The sequence below is a fragment of the Jatrophihabitans sp. sgz311053 genome, assembly GCF_056135305.1.
Map to the genome: position 1 here is coordinate 1,723,395 of NZ_JBWAXP010000002.1, position 15,617 is coordinate 1,739,011.

General features: G+C 72.7%; 17 protein-coding genes. 9 read left to right on the forward strand and 8 right to left on the reverse strand.

Annotated features, from left to right (window positions below; genetic code table 11):
* Positions 1-74 precede the first annotated feature (74 nt).
* The 4 genes from AC0NZQ_RS17045 (at position 75) to AC0NZQ_RS17060 (ending at position 4,278) form a co-directional block, all read left to right on the forward strand.
* Positions 75-440 carry an STAS domain-containing protein gene (locus tag AC0NZQ_RS17045; protein WP_474531176.1) on the forward strand — a complete coding sequence of 122 codons (366 nt, stop codon included), beginning with the start codon at positions 75-77 and terminating at the stop codon, positions 438-440.
* Positions 441-577: 137 nt separating this feature from the next.
* Positions 578-2,302, forward strand: coding sequence for an SDR family oxidoreductase (locus tag AC0NZQ_RS17050; protein ID WP_474531177.1), 1,725 nt, complete (start codon positions 578-580; stop codon positions 2,300-2,302).
* 10 nt (positions 2,303-2,312) lie between these two features.
* Positions 2,313-3,215, forward strand: a complete 903-nt coding sequence (locus AC0NZQ_RS17055) for a metal-dependent hydrolase (RefSeq protein WP_474531178.1) — start codon at positions 2,313-2,315, stop codon at positions 3,213-3,215.
* A gap of 7 nt (positions 3,216-3,222) precedes the next feature.
* Entirely contained in the window at positions 3,223-4,278 is a 1,056-nt protein-coding gene (locus tag AC0NZQ_RS17060) for a PDR/VanB family oxidoreductase (RefSeq protein WP_474531179.1), read from the forward strand.
* Positions 4,279-4,297: 19 nt separating this feature from the next.
* Here the strand turns inward: AC0NZQ_RS17060 and AC0NZQ_RS17065 are convergent, their stop codons facing one another.
* Together AC0NZQ_RS17065 and AC0NZQ_RS17070 are read right to left on the reverse strand one after the other, a co-directional pair.
* The gene (locus AC0NZQ_RS17065) at positions 4,298-5,668 is read right to left on the reverse strand and encodes a WS/DGAT/MGAT family O-acyltransferase (protein ID WP_474531182.1); all 1,371 of its coding nucleotides are present in this window, start codon (positions 5,666-5,668) and stop codon (positions 4,298-4,300) included.
* Between the two features lie 57 nt (positions 5,669-5,725).
* Positions 5,726-7,177, reverse strand: a complete 1,452-nt coding sequence (locus tag AC0NZQ_RS17070) for a GuaB1 family IMP dehydrogenase-related protein (RefSeq protein ID WP_474531183.1) — start codon at positions 7,175-7,177, stop codon at positions 5,726-5,728.
* Positions 7,178-7,202: 25 nt separating this feature from the next.
* On the opposite strand from AC0NZQ_RS17070, the gene AC0NZQ_RS17075 reads away from it, so the two are divergent.
* Positions 7,203-7,697, forward strand: coding sequence for a phosphatase domain-containing protein (locus AC0NZQ_RS17075; protein WP_474531184.1), 495 nt, complete (start codon positions 7,203-7,205; stop codon positions 7,695-7,697).
* 181 nt (positions 7,698-7,878) lie between these two features.
* Positions 7,879-8,142: a DUF5999 family protein gene (locus AC0NZQ_RS17080; RefSeq protein ID WP_474531185.1), complete on the forward strand. Its 264-nt coding sequence runs from the start codon at positions 7,879-7,881 to the stop codon at positions 8,140-8,142.
* 55 nt (positions 8,143-8,197) lie between these two features.
* Here the strand turns inward: AC0NZQ_RS17080 and AC0NZQ_RS17085 are convergent, their stop codons facing one another.
* Genes AC0NZQ_RS17085 through AC0NZQ_RS17095 form a run of 3 tightly spaced genes read right to left on the reverse strand, consistent with a single transcriptional unit; the run spans position 8,198 to position 11,462 of the window.
* Positions 8,198-9,226, reverse strand: coding sequence for a crotonase/enoyl-CoA hydratase family protein (locus tag AC0NZQ_RS17085; protein ID WP_474531186.1), 1,029 nt, complete (start codon positions 9,224-9,226; stop codon positions 8,198-8,200).
* Entirely contained in the window at positions 9,223-10,863 is a 1,641-nt protein-coding gene (locus AC0NZQ_RS17090; protein WP_474531187.1) for an acyl-CoA dehydrogenase family protein, read from the reverse strand. The genes AC0NZQ_RS17085 and AC0NZQ_RS17090 overlap by 4 nt, the downstream gene beginning before the upstream one ends.
* The gene (locus AC0NZQ_RS17095; RefSeq protein ID WP_474531188.1) at positions 10,860-11,462 is read right to left on the reverse strand and encodes a TetR/AcrR family transcriptional regulator; all 603 of its coding nucleotides are present in this window, start codon (positions 11,460-11,462) and stop codon (positions 10,860-10,862) included. The genes AC0NZQ_RS17090 and AC0NZQ_RS17095 overlap by 4 nt, the downstream gene beginning before the upstream one ends.
* A 60-nt stretch (positions 11,463-11,522) precedes the next feature.
* On the opposite strand from AC0NZQ_RS17095, the gene AC0NZQ_RS17100 reads away from it, so the two are divergent.
* Positions 11,523-12,002 (forward strand): DinB family protein, encoded by a 480-nt coding sequence (locus AC0NZQ_RS17100; protein WP_474531189.1) that lies wholly within the window; start codon positions 11,523-11,525, stop codon positions 12,000-12,002.
* A 21-nt stretch (positions 12,003-12,023) separates the two neighbouring features.
* Here AC0NZQ_RS17100 and AC0NZQ_RS17105 read toward each other — a convergent pair whose 3' ends face one another.
* The 3 genes from AC0NZQ_RS17105 to AC0NZQ_RS17115 are packed head-to-tail and all read right to left on the reverse strand — an operon-like array spanning position 12,024 to position 13,592.
* Positions 12,024-12,443 (reverse strand): hypothetical protein, encoded by a 420-nt coding sequence (locus AC0NZQ_RS17105; protein WP_474531190.1) that lies wholly within the window; start codon positions 12,441-12,443, stop codon positions 12,024-12,026.
* A gap of 13 nt (positions 12,444-12,456) precedes the next feature.
* Entirely contained in the window at positions 12,457-12,924 is a 468-nt protein-coding gene (locus tag AC0NZQ_RS17110; RefSeq protein ID WP_474531191.1) for an SRPBCC family protein, read from the reverse strand.
* The gene (locus AC0NZQ_RS17115; protein WP_474531192.1) at positions 12,921-13,592 is read right to left on the reverse strand and encodes a pyridoxamine 5'-phosphate oxidase family protein; all 672 of its coding nucleotides are present in this window, start codon (positions 13,590-13,592) and stop codon (positions 12,921-12,923) included. Before AC0NZQ_RS17115 ends, AC0NZQ_RS17110 begins: the two co-directional genes overlap by 4 nt.
* A 111-nt stretch (positions 13,593-13,703) precedes the next feature.
* On the opposite strand from AC0NZQ_RS17115, the gene AC0NZQ_RS17120 reads away from it, so the two are divergent.
* Together AC0NZQ_RS17120 and AC0NZQ_RS17125 are read left to right on the forward strand one after the other, a co-directional pair.
* On the forward strand, positions 13,704-15,296 hold the full coding sequence (locus tag AC0NZQ_RS17120; protein ID WP_474531194.1) for a globin domain-containing protein: 1,593 nt from the start codon (positions 13,704-13,706) through the stop codon (positions 15,294-15,296).
* 40 nt (positions 15,297-15,336) lie between these two features.
* Entirely contained in the window at positions 15,337-15,609 is a 273-nt protein-coding gene (locus AC0NZQ_RS17125) for a DUF2277 domain-containing protein (RefSeq protein ID WP_474531195.1), read from the forward strand.
* The last annotated feature ends 8 nt before the right edge of the window (positions 15,610-15,617 follow it).

Sequence of the window (15,617 nt, forward strand, 5' to 3'; positions counted from 1 at the left end):
GCGCGCCGCCGGGGCGGTGTCGTAGCATCCGTGCGCGGTTACGCAGCCAGCCGCGCCGAGCTGGAGAGCGACGCATGCCGCCGCCAGACCATTCGACCGACCCGCCGTACCGCCTCGACACCGAGACGGCCGTGGGCGGGGTCGTCGTCGCGCGCGTGGCCGGGGACCTGGACTACCTCGGCACGCCGATGCTGCGCCGCCGGCTGCTCGACCAAGTCGAGGGCGAGCTGAGCGTCCTGGTCCTGGACCTGGCCGAGGTCACGCTGCTCTCGGCCGCCGCCATGGAGATGCTGCTGGCGGTGGACGTCCTCGCCGCGGCGCACGGCTGTCAGCTGCGGGTGGTGGCCACCACGCGCGCCGTCCGGCGGCCCCTCACGCTGACGGGACTCGTCGAACGCCTCCGGGTCTTCGACTCCGTGGCCGGTGCGCTCGGAGCCTGAGCGCTCGGGGGCTGAGCGCGCGGCGCATTGACACCGTGGTTACCCCTGGCCATAGTCGGGGCATACCTGTCACGCCTTGTTGCACCTACCGATGTGTGCAACGTCCGCGGGCGTACCCCGAACGTGAGGACGGCTCGATGACGACGCCCCGACGCGTGACCAGTGCCGACGGCGTCAGCCTGGCCGTCTACGAGACCGGGGACGGCGACAAGCCCACGCTGCTGGCCGTCCACGGCTACCCGGACAACCACACCGTCTGGGACGGCGTCGTCGCCGAGCTCGCCGACCGGTTCCGGGTCGTCACCTACGACGTGCGGGGCACCGGCGAATCGGACAAGCCCGGCGCCCGCAGCGCGTACCGGATGGCGCGCCTCACCGACGACCTGCTCGCCGTCCTCGACGCCGTCAGCCCGGATGCGCCGGTGCACCTGCTCGCCCACGACTGGGGCTCGATCCAGTGCTGGCCCGCCCTCGTCGACGACCGGCTCGCCGGCCGCGTCGCGAGCTTCACCTCGATCTCCGGACCGTCCCTGGACTACGCCGGCAGCTGGCTGCGCAGCGTCCATCGCCACCCGGTCGCCGCCGCGCGGCAGCTCGCGCACTCGTACTACATGGGGCTGTTCCAGTTGCCGGGGCTGCCCGAGCTGGCGGCGCGGCGTGGCGTGTTGGACCGGCTGATCGCCTTCGGCTCGGCACGGACCCGGAGCGCCGCCGCCCGTCCCGACACCACGCAGCGCGGCGAGGCCGACAAGGTCAACGGCCTGTCGCTGTACCGCGCCAACGTCCCCGGCATCCTCGCCGCGCCGCGACCGCAGCGCCTGGACCTGCCCGTGCAGGTGATCGTCCCGGAGCAGGACTCGTACGTGACGGCGGCGCTGGCCGCGGGCGCCCCGCACGGCTGGGTCTCCCCCCTCACCGTCACCCACGTCGCCGGCGGCCACTGGGTGGTGAGCGAGCGGCCCGACGTCATCGCCCGCCTCACCGCGGAGTTCGTCGACTCGCTGGCCGACCCCGAACCGGCTCCGCGGCAGCAGGGGCACGGCGAATTCGCCGGCCGCCTGGCGGTCGTGACGGGCGGCGCCCGTGGCATCGGCCGTGCCACCGCGCTGGAGCTGGCGCGCCGGGGCGCGAACGTCGTCGTCGCCGACATCAACGACGTCGCGGCGAAGGAGACGGTCTCCGAGCTGCTCGAGCTCGGCGTCCGGGCGTGGGCCGAGCACCTGGACGTCAGCAGCACCGAGGAGTGGGAGGCCTTCGCCACCACGGTGCGCGACGAGCACGGCGTCCCCGACATCGTCGTCAACAACGCCGGGATCGGCATGGGTGGCCCCTTCCTCGGCACCTCCGTGGCGAACTGGTCGACCATCATCGGCGTCAACGTCTGGTCCGTCATCCACGGCTGCCGCCTCTTCGCCGCGCAGATGGTCGAGCGGGGACAGGGCGGTCACATCGCCAATGTCGCCTCCGCCGCGGCGTACTCGCCCTCGATCGTCTATCCCGCCTACGCCACCTCGAAGGCCGCCGTCCTCATGCTCACCGAGTGCCTGCGCGCCGAGCTGGGACGGGAGGGGATCGGCGTCACCGCCGTCTGCCCCGGCTTCATCGACACCGACATCTCCAAGACCACCGTCCACGTCGGGGTCGACGACGCCGAGGCCGAGCGGCTCTCGGCGCACCAGGTCGCCTCCTACGCGCGGCGGGGCTACGGCCCGGAGAAGGTCGCCAAGCAGCTCGTCGCGGCCATCGCCGAGGACAAGCCGGTCGCCATCATCACCCCGGAGGCCAAGTTCTTCCGCGCCGTCAGCCGGGTCTCCCCCGCACTCGGCCGCCGCATCGCCAAGCTCGACCTGAACAAGCTGTAGGAGAGCGTCGATGACTGCATCCCGCACCACCACCGGCGAGGAGATCGACCGGGTCGCGCTGCACGCCCGCGACGTGGACTTCGACTGGACGGGCCTACCGCTGCGCTGGATCCCCGACGAGAGCTTCGCCTCGCACATGCTCAACGTGCTGCACCTGCTGCTGCCCGAGGGAGAGCGGTGGTTCGTCCGGGTCTTCGGCGAGGCGCTGCCGCTGATCAAGGACGAGCAGCTGCGCGAGGACGTCCTCGGCTTCATCGGCCAGGAGGGCATGCACGCCGGTGCGCATCAGGCCGTGCAGGACTACTTCACCGCGCAGGGCCTGGACACCGCCAAGTACGTCCGCGAGCTGGAGACCCTCTTCCGGGTGCTGCTCGGCCCACGTCGCCTCACCGGCCGGCGCCGCGAGGAATGGCTGGTCGAGCGGGTCGCGCTCGTCGCCGCCATCGAGCACGTGACGGCCTTCCTCGGGCACTGGGTCCTCAACACCCCCGCCCTCGACGAGGTCGGGGCGGACGAGCAGATGCTGGATCTGCTGCGCTGGCACGGGGCGGAGGAGGTGGAGCACCGCGCCGTGGCCTACGACGTCTACCAGCACCTGGACGGCCGCTACGTCCGTCGGGTGCGCACCTACGCCGTCGGCGCGACGGCGCTGTGCTACCTCTGGGCCCGAGGCGTCGGCCAGCTCATGGCCAACGACCCGACGCTGCTGGCGCGGACGCGACCCCGCTGGGGCGATCTGGTCCGCAGCGCACGCAAGGGCCTCACCCCCGGTTACGGCGACATCCTCAACTGCGCCTGGCGCTACCTGCGCCCCGGCTACGACCCGCGGCGCGAGGGCTCGACCAGCCAGGCCGTCGAGTACCTGGCGCAGTCGCCGGCGGCCCGCGCCGCCGACGCCCGGCTCTCGGCCTGAGGGGCGCATGACCACGGTGCAGCCCCGGTCCTGGACCCTGCGCGGGTTCGGTGTGCTGGCGGCTGCCTACGAGCGGGTCTCCGGGGTGAGCGGCCTGCTGCGCCCGGCGACCGCCGAGGTGAACCGGCGGCTGCCGCTGCGGGTCGCCGCCCGCGTCGTCGAGAGCGAGGACGTCGTCTCGCTGCGGCTGGAGCCGCTGGGGCCCGGGCCGCTGCCGCCGTGGGCCCCCGGCGCCCATCTGGACGTCGAGCTGCCCGGCGGCCGGCTGCGGCAGTACTCCCTCTGCGGCGATCCCGCTCTGCGCGACCACTATCGGATCGCGATCCGCCGTATCGCCGACGGTGGCGGCGGTTCGGTCGCCGCGCACCGGCTCCGCGTCGGTGACGGCGTGGTCGTGCGGGGGCCGCGCAACGCCTTCCCGCTCATCGCCCGCGACCGCTACCTCTTCGTGGCCGGCGGTATCGGCATCACGCCCATCCTCCCCATGCTCCGCGCCGCCGAGCGGCGGGGCGCGCAGTGGCGCTTCGTCTACACCGGTCGCAGCCGGGATTCGATGCCGTTCCTGGCCGAGATCGCCGCGCTGGCCGGAGCCCATCCCGGCCGGGTGACGATTTGGCCGGACGACGAGTGCGGCGAGCCGGACGCCGCCGCCATCGCGGCCATCGTCGCGCTCGCGCCGGTGGGCACGACCCTCTACACCTGCGGGCCGCCGCCGATGGTGGACGCGATCCGCGGCTGCATCCCCGCGGCCAACGTCTCGTCACTGCACTACGAGCGGTTCTCCGCGCCGCCGGTCGTGAACGGGGCGCCGTTCGAGATCGAGCTGGCCCGTACCGGCGAGGTGCTGCCGGTGGCTGCCGACGAGACCGCCCTGGCGGCCCTGCTCCGTGCCCGCCCGACGGTCCCCTACAGCTGCAAGCAGGGCTTCTGCGGGACGTGTCCCGCGACCGTCCTGGCCGGGGAGGTCGAGCACCTGGACCGCTGCCTCACCCCCGACGAGCGGAGCACGTCGATGGCGATCTGCGTCTCGCGCGCGACCGGACGGGTCGTGCTGGACCTCTGAGGTCCGGCTCCGACGGGCGCTACAGACCCGCCGACTCCTCGAGGGCCTTCAGCTCGTCGTCGAGGTAGGTCAGCAGGTGCTGCAGGTGCGGCACCGAGCGGCGGCAGCCGGTCAGGCCGAAGGCCACCTCGCTGGCGTAGCTGGTGCAGGTGATGTTGAGCGCCTGCCCGTCGAGCGGGATGGAGAGCGGGTACAGCCCGTCCAGGCGCGCACCGTTCCAGTACAGCGGCTGCCGGGGGCCGGGCACGTTGGAGATGATGAGGTTGAAGGGCGGCCGCAGCGTGTCGACCAGGTTGAGCGCCGGCCAGATCCCCAGCGGTGCGATGCCGACGCCGCTGGCGGCGAGGATCTGCAGCTGGCTCATCCCCGCCATTGACTCCTTGCCCTCGATCATCGACTGCCGGACGGTCGCCAGCCGGTCCCCGGCCTCCTCGAGGTCGGTGCCGAGCCGGCAGGTCACCATGCCCACCGCGTTGCCGCCGCCGTCGACGGAGCCCTCGCCCGAACCGTGCAGCGACACCGGCACCATCGCGATCAGGGAGGACTCCGGCAGCGCGTCCATGGCGACCATGTACTGCCGCAGCGCGCCCGAGCACATGGCCAGGATGACGTCGTTGAGCGTGCTGTCGGTGGCCTTGCCCACCGCCTTGAGCCGGTCGATGGGCCACGACTGGGCGGCGAAGCGGCGGGCGCCGGTGATCTTGACGTTGAACATCGACCGCGGCGCCGAGAACGACATCGCCGCGCCCTCGCTGCGGGCCGCCCGCGCCACCGTCCGCGCCAGCGCCGGGGCGACCCCGGCGGCGCTGCCCGCCGTCTGCGTCAGCGTCGTCAGCGGCGAGCGCGAGGCCCGCGAGCGCTTGGACTGCCGCTGCTTGGGCGCCCACGGCGCCGGCATCCCGCGCTCGTCGGCGTCGGGGCTGAGCTGGCGCGAGAGCATCCGCAGCGCCGACACCCCGTCGACCACGGAGTGGTGGACCTTGGTGTAGACGGCGAAGCGTCCGTCCTCGAGTCCCTCGATGAGGTGGCACTCCCACAGCGGCCGGTGCCGGTCGAGCAGCGTCGAGTGCAGCCGCGACACCAGCTCCAACAGGTCCCGGACGCGGCCGGGCCGCGGCAGGGCGCTGCGACGGACGTGGTGTTCCAGGTCGAACTCACGGTCGACCTCCCAGCCCCACTGCCCCAGCGAGGTGAGCGACCGGCGCGGCCGCTTCAGGAACAGCGGCGCCACCTCCTCGTCGGCGATGGCCGCCTCGAAGAGCCCTCGGATGTCCAGGGCGGTGGCGCCGGGCGGGGGCTCGAAGAGCTGCAGCCCGCCGACGTGCATCGGGTGCTCGCGCGTCTCCGCCAGCAGGAACATCGAGCTGGTCGGCGACATCGGCAGCAGCATGTGCACGATCCTGCCACCGCGAAGGCGATCCCGCCCCCGGGCGCGGGGCCGGTTCGGCTACCAGCCGGCGTGCAGCGGGCGACCCTCGGCGAAGCCGGCCGTGCTCTGCACGCCGACGACCGCTCGCTCGTGCAGCTCGGCCAGCGTCCGCGCGCCGGCATAGGTGCAGGCCGACCGGACGCCGGCGGTGATGGCGTCGATGAGGTCCTCGACACCGGGACGCTGCGGGTCGAGGAACATCCGTCCGGTCGAGATGCCCTCCTCGTAGAGAGCCTTGCGGGCCCGCTCGAAGCTGCTCTCGGTACTGGTGCGCCGGGCCACGGCGCGGGCCGACGCCATGCCGAAGCTGTCCTTGTAGGGACGTCCGTCGGCGGCGACGTGCAGGTCGCCGGGCGACTCGTAGGTGCCGGCGAACCACGAGCCGACCATCACCGACGAGGCGCCTGCGGCCAGCGCGAGGGCGACGTCGCGCGGGTGCCGGACGCCGCCGTCGGCCCAGACGTGCCTGCCGAGCTCGCGTGCGGTCGCGGCGCACTCCAGGACGGCGGAGAACTGCGGCCGGCCGACGCCGGTCATCATCCGCGTGGTGCACATGGCACCGGGACCGACGCCGACCTTGACGATGTCCGCGCCGGCCTCGATCAGCTCGCGGGTGCCTTCGGCGGAGACGATGTTGCCGGCGACCACCGGCACCCGGGGGTCCAGGGCGCGGACGGCGCCGAGCGCCTCGATCATCCGCTGCTGGTGACCGTGGGCGGTGTCCAGCACGAGCACGTCGATGCCGGTGTCGAGCAGTTCGGCGGCGCGCTGCTTGACGTCGCCGTTGACGCCCATGGCCGCGGCGATGCGCAGCCGCCCCCGGTCGTCGAGGGCCGGCTGGTAGATCGTGGAGCGCAGCATGCCGGTCCGCGTCACCAGGCCGACCAGGGCGCCGTCGGCGTCGACGACGGGCGCGGACTTGCGGCGCTCGGCGTCGAGCCGGTCGAAGGCGGCCACCGGGTCGACCGGCTCGGTGAGGCAGAGCGGGTGAGGGGTCATCACCTCGTGCAGCTGCGCGAAGCGCTCGGCTCCGGTGCAGTCGGCCTCGGTGACGATGCCGACCGGACGGCCCTCGGCCACCACCACGACAGCACCGTGCGCCCGCTTGGGCAGCAGCGCGAGCGCCTCACCCACCGTCGAGTGCGGGGCCAGGGTCAGCGCGGTCTCGACGACCAGGTGCCGCGACTTGATCCACTGCACCACCTCCGCCACCACCGGGACCGGGATGTCCTGGGGCAGCACGGTGAGGCCGCCGCGGCGGGCGACCGTCTCGGCCATGCGACGACCTGCGACCGCCGTCATGTTGGCCACGACGAGCGGCAGGGTCGCGCCGCTGCCGTCGCTGGTGGTGAGGTCGACGTCGAAGCGGGAGCCGATGTCCGATCGGGCCGGGACCATGAAGACGTCGTCGTAGGTCAGGTCGTGTCCGACACCGGCGGGACGGGCAGCGGTCGGGTCGAGGAAGCGCACGAGGCCGTAACTCTACGCTGATCCGGTGAGTGATCCCGTCGACCCGACCGTTCTCGACGGGATCGCGGTCTTCGACGTCGACGGGGTCGTCGCCGACGTCCGGCACCGCCTGCACCATCTGGACCGCGGCGCGTGGCATCGGTTCTTCGACTCCGCCGACCGCGATCCGCTGCTGGCCGAGGGGGCACGCCTCGTCGCCGACCTCGCCGGCCGTCACGACATCGTCTGGCTCACCGGGCGGCCGGAGTGGCTACGCTCGGTGACCGAGGCCTGGTTCGACGAGCACTCTCTGCCGAGCACTGAGCTGATCATGCGACCCGACGGCGACTACCGTCCGGCACCGGTCTACAAGCTCGCCGCGCTGCGTCGACTCGCGCCGCGCGGGGTGCGGGCGGTCATCGACGACGACGACGAGGTGGTGCGCGTCGCTGTGAAGGCGGGGTTTCCTGCGGTGTTGGCGGACTGGGTTCCCCGCAACCGGGCACTGCGACGGGCCCAGGATCGAGAGGGTCGGACGTGATGTCCGGTTCGCCGGAAGTCAGGTCACGAACGGATAACGAACCACACACTCGCCTTACATGTGGCGCAGGTCACGGTGTTGACTCATTTGTAGCGGGCCCGAGCAAGTGTGCTGGACTTCTCGTTTATTCGGTGCACACTGGGGCCTGACTCCCAACCCGGAAGCGATTACAGGAACGATCATGATCGACACCCAGATCGAGCGCAGCACCGAGGCCCACAGCGACGTCCACCCGTGCGTCCACGTGCCCTGCTGCCCCTCCGCCGATGCCGTCGACCACCACGCCGCGCACGTCGTCTCGGCTCACCCCGAGCAGGGCTGGAGCCTGCTGTGCAACGGGGTGGTGGCTTTCGAGGACTTCGGCGAGCTCCTCCCCAACGGCACCAGCGTCGCCTCGCGTCGCGCGGAGCTCACGCTCTGCTCGCCGCACCGTCGCGCCAGCTGATAACCCTCGCGGCGCACGGTCGGCGCGCCACTGCCGCGGGTGGCCCCCGCGGCGGTCAGCCGCGAAAGACGGTGCGCCCGGCGTCGCCGAACGGCTCGTCCCGCCGCCGGACGGCGGCACGGAACCCCTCCTCGGCCGCCGTGCGGACGAAGGAGTGCCCCTCGCGGGTGTGACGGCTGACCCCGTCGAAGACAGTGCTGACGAGCTGACTCGTCGCCACCCCCTGCGCCAGCAGGGCGGAGTTCAAGGCCAGCTTGGTCATGATCAGCTGGTTCAGCGGCATCCGCGCGATCCGCTCCAGCAGGATCTCCGTCCGCGTATCCAGCTCCTCGGCAGGCGGCGCCTCGACCGCCAGGCCCCACTCGCAGGCCTCGGCCCCGGTGATGGTGTCGCCGGTGAAGAGCAACCGCTTGGCCCGCTGGTCCCCCAGCCGGTGCGCCCACATCCCCGCCGCCGGGACGCCCCACACCCGCGTCGGCGGATAGCCGATCTTGGTGTCGGCGGCGGCGATGATCTGATCGGCGTAGAGGGCGATGTCCGAGCCGCCGGCGACACAGAAGCCGTGCAGCTTGGCCACCGTCGGCTTGTCGGCGTGCAGCAGGCTGGCGAAGCCGCGGTTGTAGCGGCTCATCATGGCGTAGTCGATCATGGGATCCCACGTCCGGGACGGATCGTGGTTGCGCGCCTGAACGACCGGATCGAGCACGGTCCCCTCGCGGGCCTGCTGCTCCGGCTCGTCACTGCCGCGCTCGGCGAACATCTCCAGGTCGTAACCGCCGCAGAAGCCGGTCCCCCGCCCCGACAGCACGATCACGTGCACCCGCGGGTCGAGGTCGGCGCGCTCGACGGCGTGGGCGAGGTCGAGGGGCGTCTCCGGCGTGATCGCGTTGCCGCGCTCGGGGCGGTTGAGGACGAGACGGGCAATGCGTCCGGTGACCTCGTAGGTCAGGGTCGGGTAGGTCGCAGCGTCCACCGGCTCGGGCCGGCCGTCGAAGAGCGAGTCCGCCCCGTCGCGCAGCCCGTCGCGCCAGTCGCTCGGCCTGCTTTCTGAATCCCAGGAACTCCCTGCGCTGCCTGCGCTCACCCCGCGACCGCCGCCCGCTCCAGGATGCGCGCGGTGTCGACGCCAGCGGGGAGCGTCCCGTAGGCGACCCCCCAGTCGCCGCCGAGGCGCGACGCGGCGAAGGCCGACGCCACGGCGGGATCGCCGTGGCGCAGCAGCAGCGAGCCCTGCAGCAGCACCGCCATCCGCTCCACGATCCGTCGGGCCCGGAACTGCAGGTCGGCCGGGTCGCTGATGTCGCTGATGTCCTTGCGCAGCACGGCGAGGGCGTCGTCGTAGCGTGCGTCGGTGCCGGCGGCGAGCTCCAGCTCGGCGAAGAACGCCTCGACGGCCTCGGGCTGCTTCACCATCGCACGGAGCGTGTCGAGCGCGGCGACATTGCCCGACCCCTCCCAGATCGAGATCAGCGGCGCCTCGCGCAGCAGCCGCGGCATCCCGGAGTCCTCGATGTAGCCGTTGCCGCCGAGACACTCCAGCGCCTCCACGGTGTGCGACGTCAGCCGCTTGCAGAGGAAGTACTTCGTCACCGACAGGGCTACCCGCCGGAACGCCCGCTCGCCCTCGTCACCGCGCACGGAGCGGTCGACCGCGCCGGCGACGCGCATCACCACCGCCATGGCGGCCTCGGCGTCGACGGCGAGGTCGGCCAGCACGTTGGTCATGGCGGGCTGGTCCACGAGCTTGGCGCCGAAGGCCGAGCGGTGGGTGGTGTGGTGCAGGGCGTGGGCGGTGTTGATCCGCATGCCGCCGGCGGCCATCAGCGAGCAGTCCAGCCGCGTCATGTTGACCATCTCGATGATGGTGGCGACGCCGCGGCCCTCCTCGCCGACGAGCCAGCCGAGTGCGCCGTCGTACTCGACCTCACTGGAGGCGTTGGACTTGTTGCCGAGCTTGTCCTTCAGCCGCTGCAGGAAGAAGGCGTTGCGGCTGCCGTCGGGCAGCACCCGTGGCACGAGGAAGCACGAGAGCCCGGACGGCGTCTGCGCGAGCGTGAGGAAGAGGTCGGACATCGGCGCGGAGGTGAACCACTTGTGCCCGGTCAGCGACCAGCTGCCGTCGGAGTTGCGGATGGCCGTCGTGGTGTTGGCGCGGACGTCCGAGCCACCCTGCTTCTCCGTCATCGACATCCCGGCGATGAGACCGCTCTTGCTCAGCGGTGCGCGAAGTCCGAAGTCGTAGCTGGAGTTGCTCAGCAGCGGCTCGTAGGCCGCGGCGAGGTCCGGGGTGGTGCGCAGCGCGGGGACGACGGCGTAGGTCATCGAGATAGGGCAGAGGTGGCCGGCGTCCACGACGCCCCACGCGATCATCTTGGCCGCGCGGGCGACGTGGGCGCCGGGGCGGGCGTCGGCCCACGGAGCGCCGTGGAGGCCGTGACCGACGGCGGTGCGCATCAGGTCGTGGTACTGCGGCAGGTAGTCGACCTCGTCCACCCGGTTGCCGTAGCGGTCGTGGGTCCGCAGCACCGGCGGGTGCTCGTTGGCCAGGCGTCCCGCCTCCTGCCAACGGTCGCTGTTGCCGAGCCTGGCGAGTTCACTGACCTCGGTCAGCGCCCAGCCGGCGCCCTCCCGCTCCAGTGCCTCGGCGAGTGCCGGGGTGGTCGTCAGATCGTGACCGACGATCGGCGGAACCTGGTTGGTGACGGTGTGGGTCGGGCTCACGACGGACTACCTCCGATGGCGCGGTGGGCGAAGCGGATCAGGGTGGGGACGACGTCGGGATCGGGTCGGCCGTCGGCCAGCGGTCCGACCAGCGCCTCCCCCGCCGCGCCGACGAGGGCGGCGGCAACGACGGACGGGTTCTGCGGCGGCAGCTCGCCGGTCGCGATGCCGGCGGCGATCGCCGCGGCGATGACGTCGCGGTAGGCACGACGGAACTCCAGCCGCAGCTCGTCCACGCCGGGGTCGACGGGCTCGGCCAGCAGGGCGTAGGCCCGCCGCGGCTGCTTCATGGCCCGGCCGGCGAAGGTCTCGAGGACGGCGGTGACCTGCTCGGTCGCGCTGCCGGCCAGCGCGGCGGCCTCGCGGACGGCTGCGACCTCGCGCGAGACGACGCTGCGGAAGACCTCGGCGACCAGCTCGGCCTTGCTGGCGAAGTGGTTGTAGACGGTGCCGCTGGCGACCCCGGTGCGGGCGGCGACGGCCGCGACCGAACAGGCGCCGTAACCACGTTCGGCGAGCAGGTCGGCTGCGGCCGCGCAGAGCGCGGCACGCTGCTCGTCCAGTCGCGCCTGGACCGCCGGGGTCCGCCGGTAGGGCATGTGAAGCAGTGAATCACTGCTTCATTTCTTCGGCAACTGCCGCGGCGGCAAGATGGGTCCATGCCGACGCTGCGCGACGACGTGCTGGAGCTCTGCGACTACGCCTGGGCGCGGCTGCGTCACCGGCTGATCGGGCTCAGCGACGACGAGTGGTCCTGGCTGCCGACCTCCGACCCGGACCTCGGGCTGCGCTGGCGGCTGGCCCACCTGGAGGAGATGCTGCGCGAGCCCCGCAACGCACAGTGGCTCGGCCGGGCCCCGGGCACCGTCGAGCTCAAGCCGGCCGGGAGCGCCGAGGAGGCCGTGGCCCAGCTGGAGGCGGCGTATGCGGAGTGGCGCGGCCACCTCGCCGGCATGGACGACGCCGGCCTGCGGCAGGCGGTGGGGCCGGTCGGGGGTCCGTACGCGACGTCGACCCGACACGCCTTCGTGCTGCACGTGCTCGACGAGCTGGTCCATCACGGCGCCGAGGCCGCGCTGCTGCGCGACCTCTACCGGGAGCGCTACGGGACGGTCGAGACCGACCTCGTCATCCCCTGACCGCCGCGGCGCGGACCGCCGTCACCGGTAGAGCGCGCGAGCCCCGCACTCGGCGCAGACCCGCACCCCGTCCGTGGCCGCCATCGCGCCATGCGCCGTGCAGGTCGGGACGTCACCGTCGGCGAGGACCACGTTGCCGAGCCCCACATCCCAGCCGCCCTCGACGTCGCGGAGGGTCGCGGCGTCGGGGGCCAGCGCCCGGCGGGCCCGGTGCAGGGCCGCGACGGCCTCGACCGTCGCCTGTGCGGCGGCGGAGCCGGTGGTCCAGCCCGGCGGCAGCGCCGACTCCGCGATGGCGACCGCGGCGACGGTCTCGTCGTCGAAGCGCGTGGCGTCCACCTGGGCGACGGCGGCCTGCTCGCTGCCGTCGCCGCGGCGGAAGGTCAGCGCGTAGCGGCCGTCGCCGGCGAGGGCCTCGATGCGATGCAAGAGCGCGTCCACGCCGACGATTGTGTCAGCGGCGTTCCGCCCGTTCCCGCAACCGCGCCAGGGTCTGCTCGATGTGACGCGCGCTGGCCTCGGCCCGGTCGCGGACGCCGGTGACGAGCTCGGCCGGCTTGCGGAACCATCCCGGACGCTGGTCCAGGGTGCTCTCGGTGACCCGGCAGCCGCCGTCGGTGGCGGTGATCTCGTAGCGCCAGTGCGCCACCGGGACCGGCGGGAAGGAGCACCGGACGTCGAAGCCGAAGACCTCCTCCGGACGGGCGTCGGTGACCGTGCAGGTGGTCGTCCACGCGCGTCGGCCGTTGCGGTTGCGGCCGACGAAGCGGTTGCCGGGGGCGGCCCGATCTCCCCTGGTCCAGTGCATCGCCTCGGTCTCGGCGGCGAGCTCGGCGAGGATGTCCAGATCGGTGACGAGGGCGTACACCGCCGCCGGATCGGCGGCGATCTCGATGCTGCGGGTGACGGTCGGTTCGGTCACGGGTGCTCCCGTCCGGGTCGCGGCGCCCACGGCGCCGGCGTGTCCTTGGCGCCGAAGTAGTCGCCGCCCTTGGCGCGGACGTCGTCGGTGCCCCACTCAATCGGGGCGTCGCTGCGGGGGAAGTGCTTGCGGCAGTGGATGTAACTGCTGCCCAGCTCGAGGACGACCCAGCGCTCCGGTGGCCGCCCGCTCATCGGCACGGCGACGACCGCCGGGTGGCGTGCCGCCATCTCGTCGGTCTCGACGATGCGCGCGTCACCGCGCAGGTGCAGACCGATCCGCTCACCCTCGTCGAGGAACATCAGGTGCACCGCCGGGTTCTTGGCGATGTTGCCGAGGGTGGTGAGAACGCCGTTGCCGCGCAACTCGGGCCAACAGAGGGTCTGCCGGTCGATCATCTGCACGAAGCCGGGTTCGCCGAAGCGCACCGAGACGTCGGGCCGGCCGTCGACGTCGGCGGTCGCGACGATCATCTGGGTCTGGGTGGCGACGAACTCGGCCATCCGCGGTGTCAGCGTGTCGAGCATCTGCTCGCGGTAGAAGCGATCGGCACGCTCGCGGGTGCCGTAGAGCTCCTGCAGCAGATGCTCGCCGTCCGAACCCGGCGGGGGGACGGCGGGCGCGTCCGAGGGAGCAGCGACCCTGTCTGATGCGCCCTTCTTGGCCATTTTCGCCCCTGCGTCTCGCATCGGATGCCGGAATGACTGCGCGACAAACGCTACCCCCGGAGCAGGGTCCGCAGACTATGGTGAAGCTGAAGTTGACCTGGAGGCGCTGTCATGGGCTTGCGTCAGGCATTCGGTCGGTGGCGAGCTGCGCCCGCCGACCCTTCGGCACGCCGCGAAGCCCGGCCGATCCCGCCGCCGTCCCGTCACCAGGCCGATCCGGCCACCGGCGAGCTCATCCGCCTCACCGGGGATCCCGACAGCCCGGGCGGCTCACGAGACAGCAGCGTCGCCGACGAGCCGGGCCACGACACCCCGGCGGTCGCGACCCCGGCACCCGCACCGGCGACGACCCCCCACGCGGGCTTCGGTCCCTCGACCGCCTACGGTCCCCGCCCCGAGGGACGCCCCGACGGACGCCCCGAGGGACGCCCCGAGCCGCGGCCCCAGCCCACGCCGGTTGCGGCGCCGACCCCGGCGCCGGCACCCCCCGGTGGCCTGGTGGTGGGCCGTGCCGATCTGCGTCAGGGCGATGTCGAGCTGCCGGCGAGCTACTCACGTACCCCGCTGCCCTACGACCGCACCGCCGTGCGACGGGCCTTCGACCTGCTCGGCGACCGCACCGAGAAGCTGGTGGTGAACTTCTACGCCGAGCTCTTCCTGCGCCTGGGCAGCGACGCGCTGACCATGTTCCCGGCCGGGATGAGCGCGCAGCGACACGACTTCGGCAAGGCGCTGGTGCAGTGGGTCGTCACCGACGACCCGGAGGCGATGTCGGCGCACCTGGCTCAGCTGGGCTCGGACCATCGCAAGTACGAGGTGGCGCCGGCCCACTACGACGTGGCAGCCGAGGCCCTGATCAGCGCGTGGAGTGCGCTGCTCGGCGAGCAGTGGACGCCCGAGATCGAGCGCGCCGTCGTCGGCAGCTACACGCGCCTCGCGAGCACGATGATCGACGGTGCGCTCGCCGCACGCGACGAACCGAAGACCTGGGGCGCCACCGTCGTGGCCCACGAGCGGCTCGGCCGCGACTTCGCCGTCGTCACGCTGCAGCCGGACAACCCGTACCTGTTCCGGCCCGGCCAGTACCTGAGCGTCGAGCTCGCCCAGCGTCCGCGGGAGTGGCGCCGGATGTCCGTGGCGAGTGCGCCCCGGCCGGACAACACGCTCGACCTGCAGGTGCGCGCGGTGAACGCCACCGGCGTCGGCGCGGCGCTGGTCATGCACACCGGGGTGGGCGACCGGGTGCGGCTGGGTCCGCCGCGCGGCAACAACCTCGTCGTCGAGCCGGGCACCCTCGGACCCGGTGGTCTGCTCTGCGTCTCGTCGGGGACGGGGACGGCACCCATGATCGCCGTGGTCGAGTCCATGCTGGGCTGGCCGCAGTGCCCGCCGGTCTACCTCTTCACCGGCGCCCGGACGGCCGCCGACCTGCACCCGGCCGAGCGGCTGGCTCGCGCGGTGCAGGCCGCGGGGCGGACCGACCAGATCCAGATCTACGGCGTCGTCTCCCGCGATCCCGGTTACACCGGACTGCGGGGGCGGGTCGAGGACGTCGTCCCCACCCTCAAGGACTGGGCGCAGCTGGACGTCGACGTCCTCGTCGCCGGCCCGGACACCATGATCGAGACGACCGTCTTCGGCCTGGTGGGGCGCGGCGTGCGCGCCGACCGCATCCGCTTCGACCAGTACGACACCTCCGAATAGCCCCTCGTTACGGCCCGTGTCGCGTGGCACAGTGGCGGGCATGTGCCGCAACATCCGGACCCTGCACAACTTCGCGCCGCCCGCCACCGAGGACGAGGTGCACGCCGCCGCGCTGCAGTTCGTGCGCAAGGTCAGCGGCACCGCCAAGCCGTCCGGGGCCAACCAGCAGGCCTTCGACGACGCGGTGCACGAGATCGCTCACGTGACCCGGCATCTGCTCGATGCGCTGGTGACCTCCGCCCCGCCGAAGGACCGTGAGGTGGAGGCGGCCAAGGCGAGGGCGCGCGCGGCCGAACGCTACGCCCGCAGCTGAGCCCTGCT

Coding starts and splice junctions, on each gene's coding strand:
- AC0NZQ_RS17120 (WP_474531194.1), top strand. CDS start 13,704: ATGGGCTTGCGTCAGGCATTCGGTCGGTGGCGAGCTGCGCCCGCCGAC.
- AC0NZQ_RS17080 (WP_474531185.1), top strand. CDS start 7,879: ATGATCGACACCCAGATCGAGCGCAGCACCGAGGCCCACAGCGACGTC.
- AC0NZQ_RS17125 (WP_474531195.1), top strand. CDS start 15,337: ATGTGCCGCAACATCCGGACCCTGCACAACTTCGCGCCGCCCGCCACC.
- AC0NZQ_RS17100 (WP_474531189.1), top strand. CDS start 11,523: ATGCCGACGCTGCGCGACGACGTGCTGGAGCTCTGCGACTACGCCTGG.
- AC0NZQ_RS17045 (WP_474531176.1), top strand. CDS start 75: ATGCCGCCGCCAGACCATTCGACCGACCCGCCGTACCGCCTCGACACC.
- AC0NZQ_RS17050 (WP_474531177.1), top strand. CDS start 578: ATGACGACGCCCCGACGCGTGACCAGTGCCGACGGCGTCAGCCTGGCC.
- AC0NZQ_RS17060 (WP_474531179.1), top strand. CDS start 3,223: ATGACCACGGTGCAGCCCCGGTCCTGGACCCTGCGCGGGTTCGGTGTG.
- AC0NZQ_RS17095 (WP_474531188.1), bottom strand. CDS start 11,462: ATGCCCTACCGGCGGACCCCGGCGGTCCAGGCGCGACTGGACGAGCAG.
- AC0NZQ_RS17055 (WP_474531178.1), top strand. CDS start 2,313: ATGACTGCATCCCGCACCACCACCGGCGAGGAGATCGACCGGGTCGCG.
- AC0NZQ_RS17115 (WP_474531192.1), bottom strand. CDS start 13,592: ATGGCCAAGAAGGGCGCATCAGACAGGGTCGCTGCTCCCTCGGACGCG.
- AC0NZQ_RS17065 (WP_474531182.1), bottom strand. CDS start 5,668: ATGCTGCTGCCGATGTCGCCGACCAGCTCGATGTTCCTGCTGGCGGAG.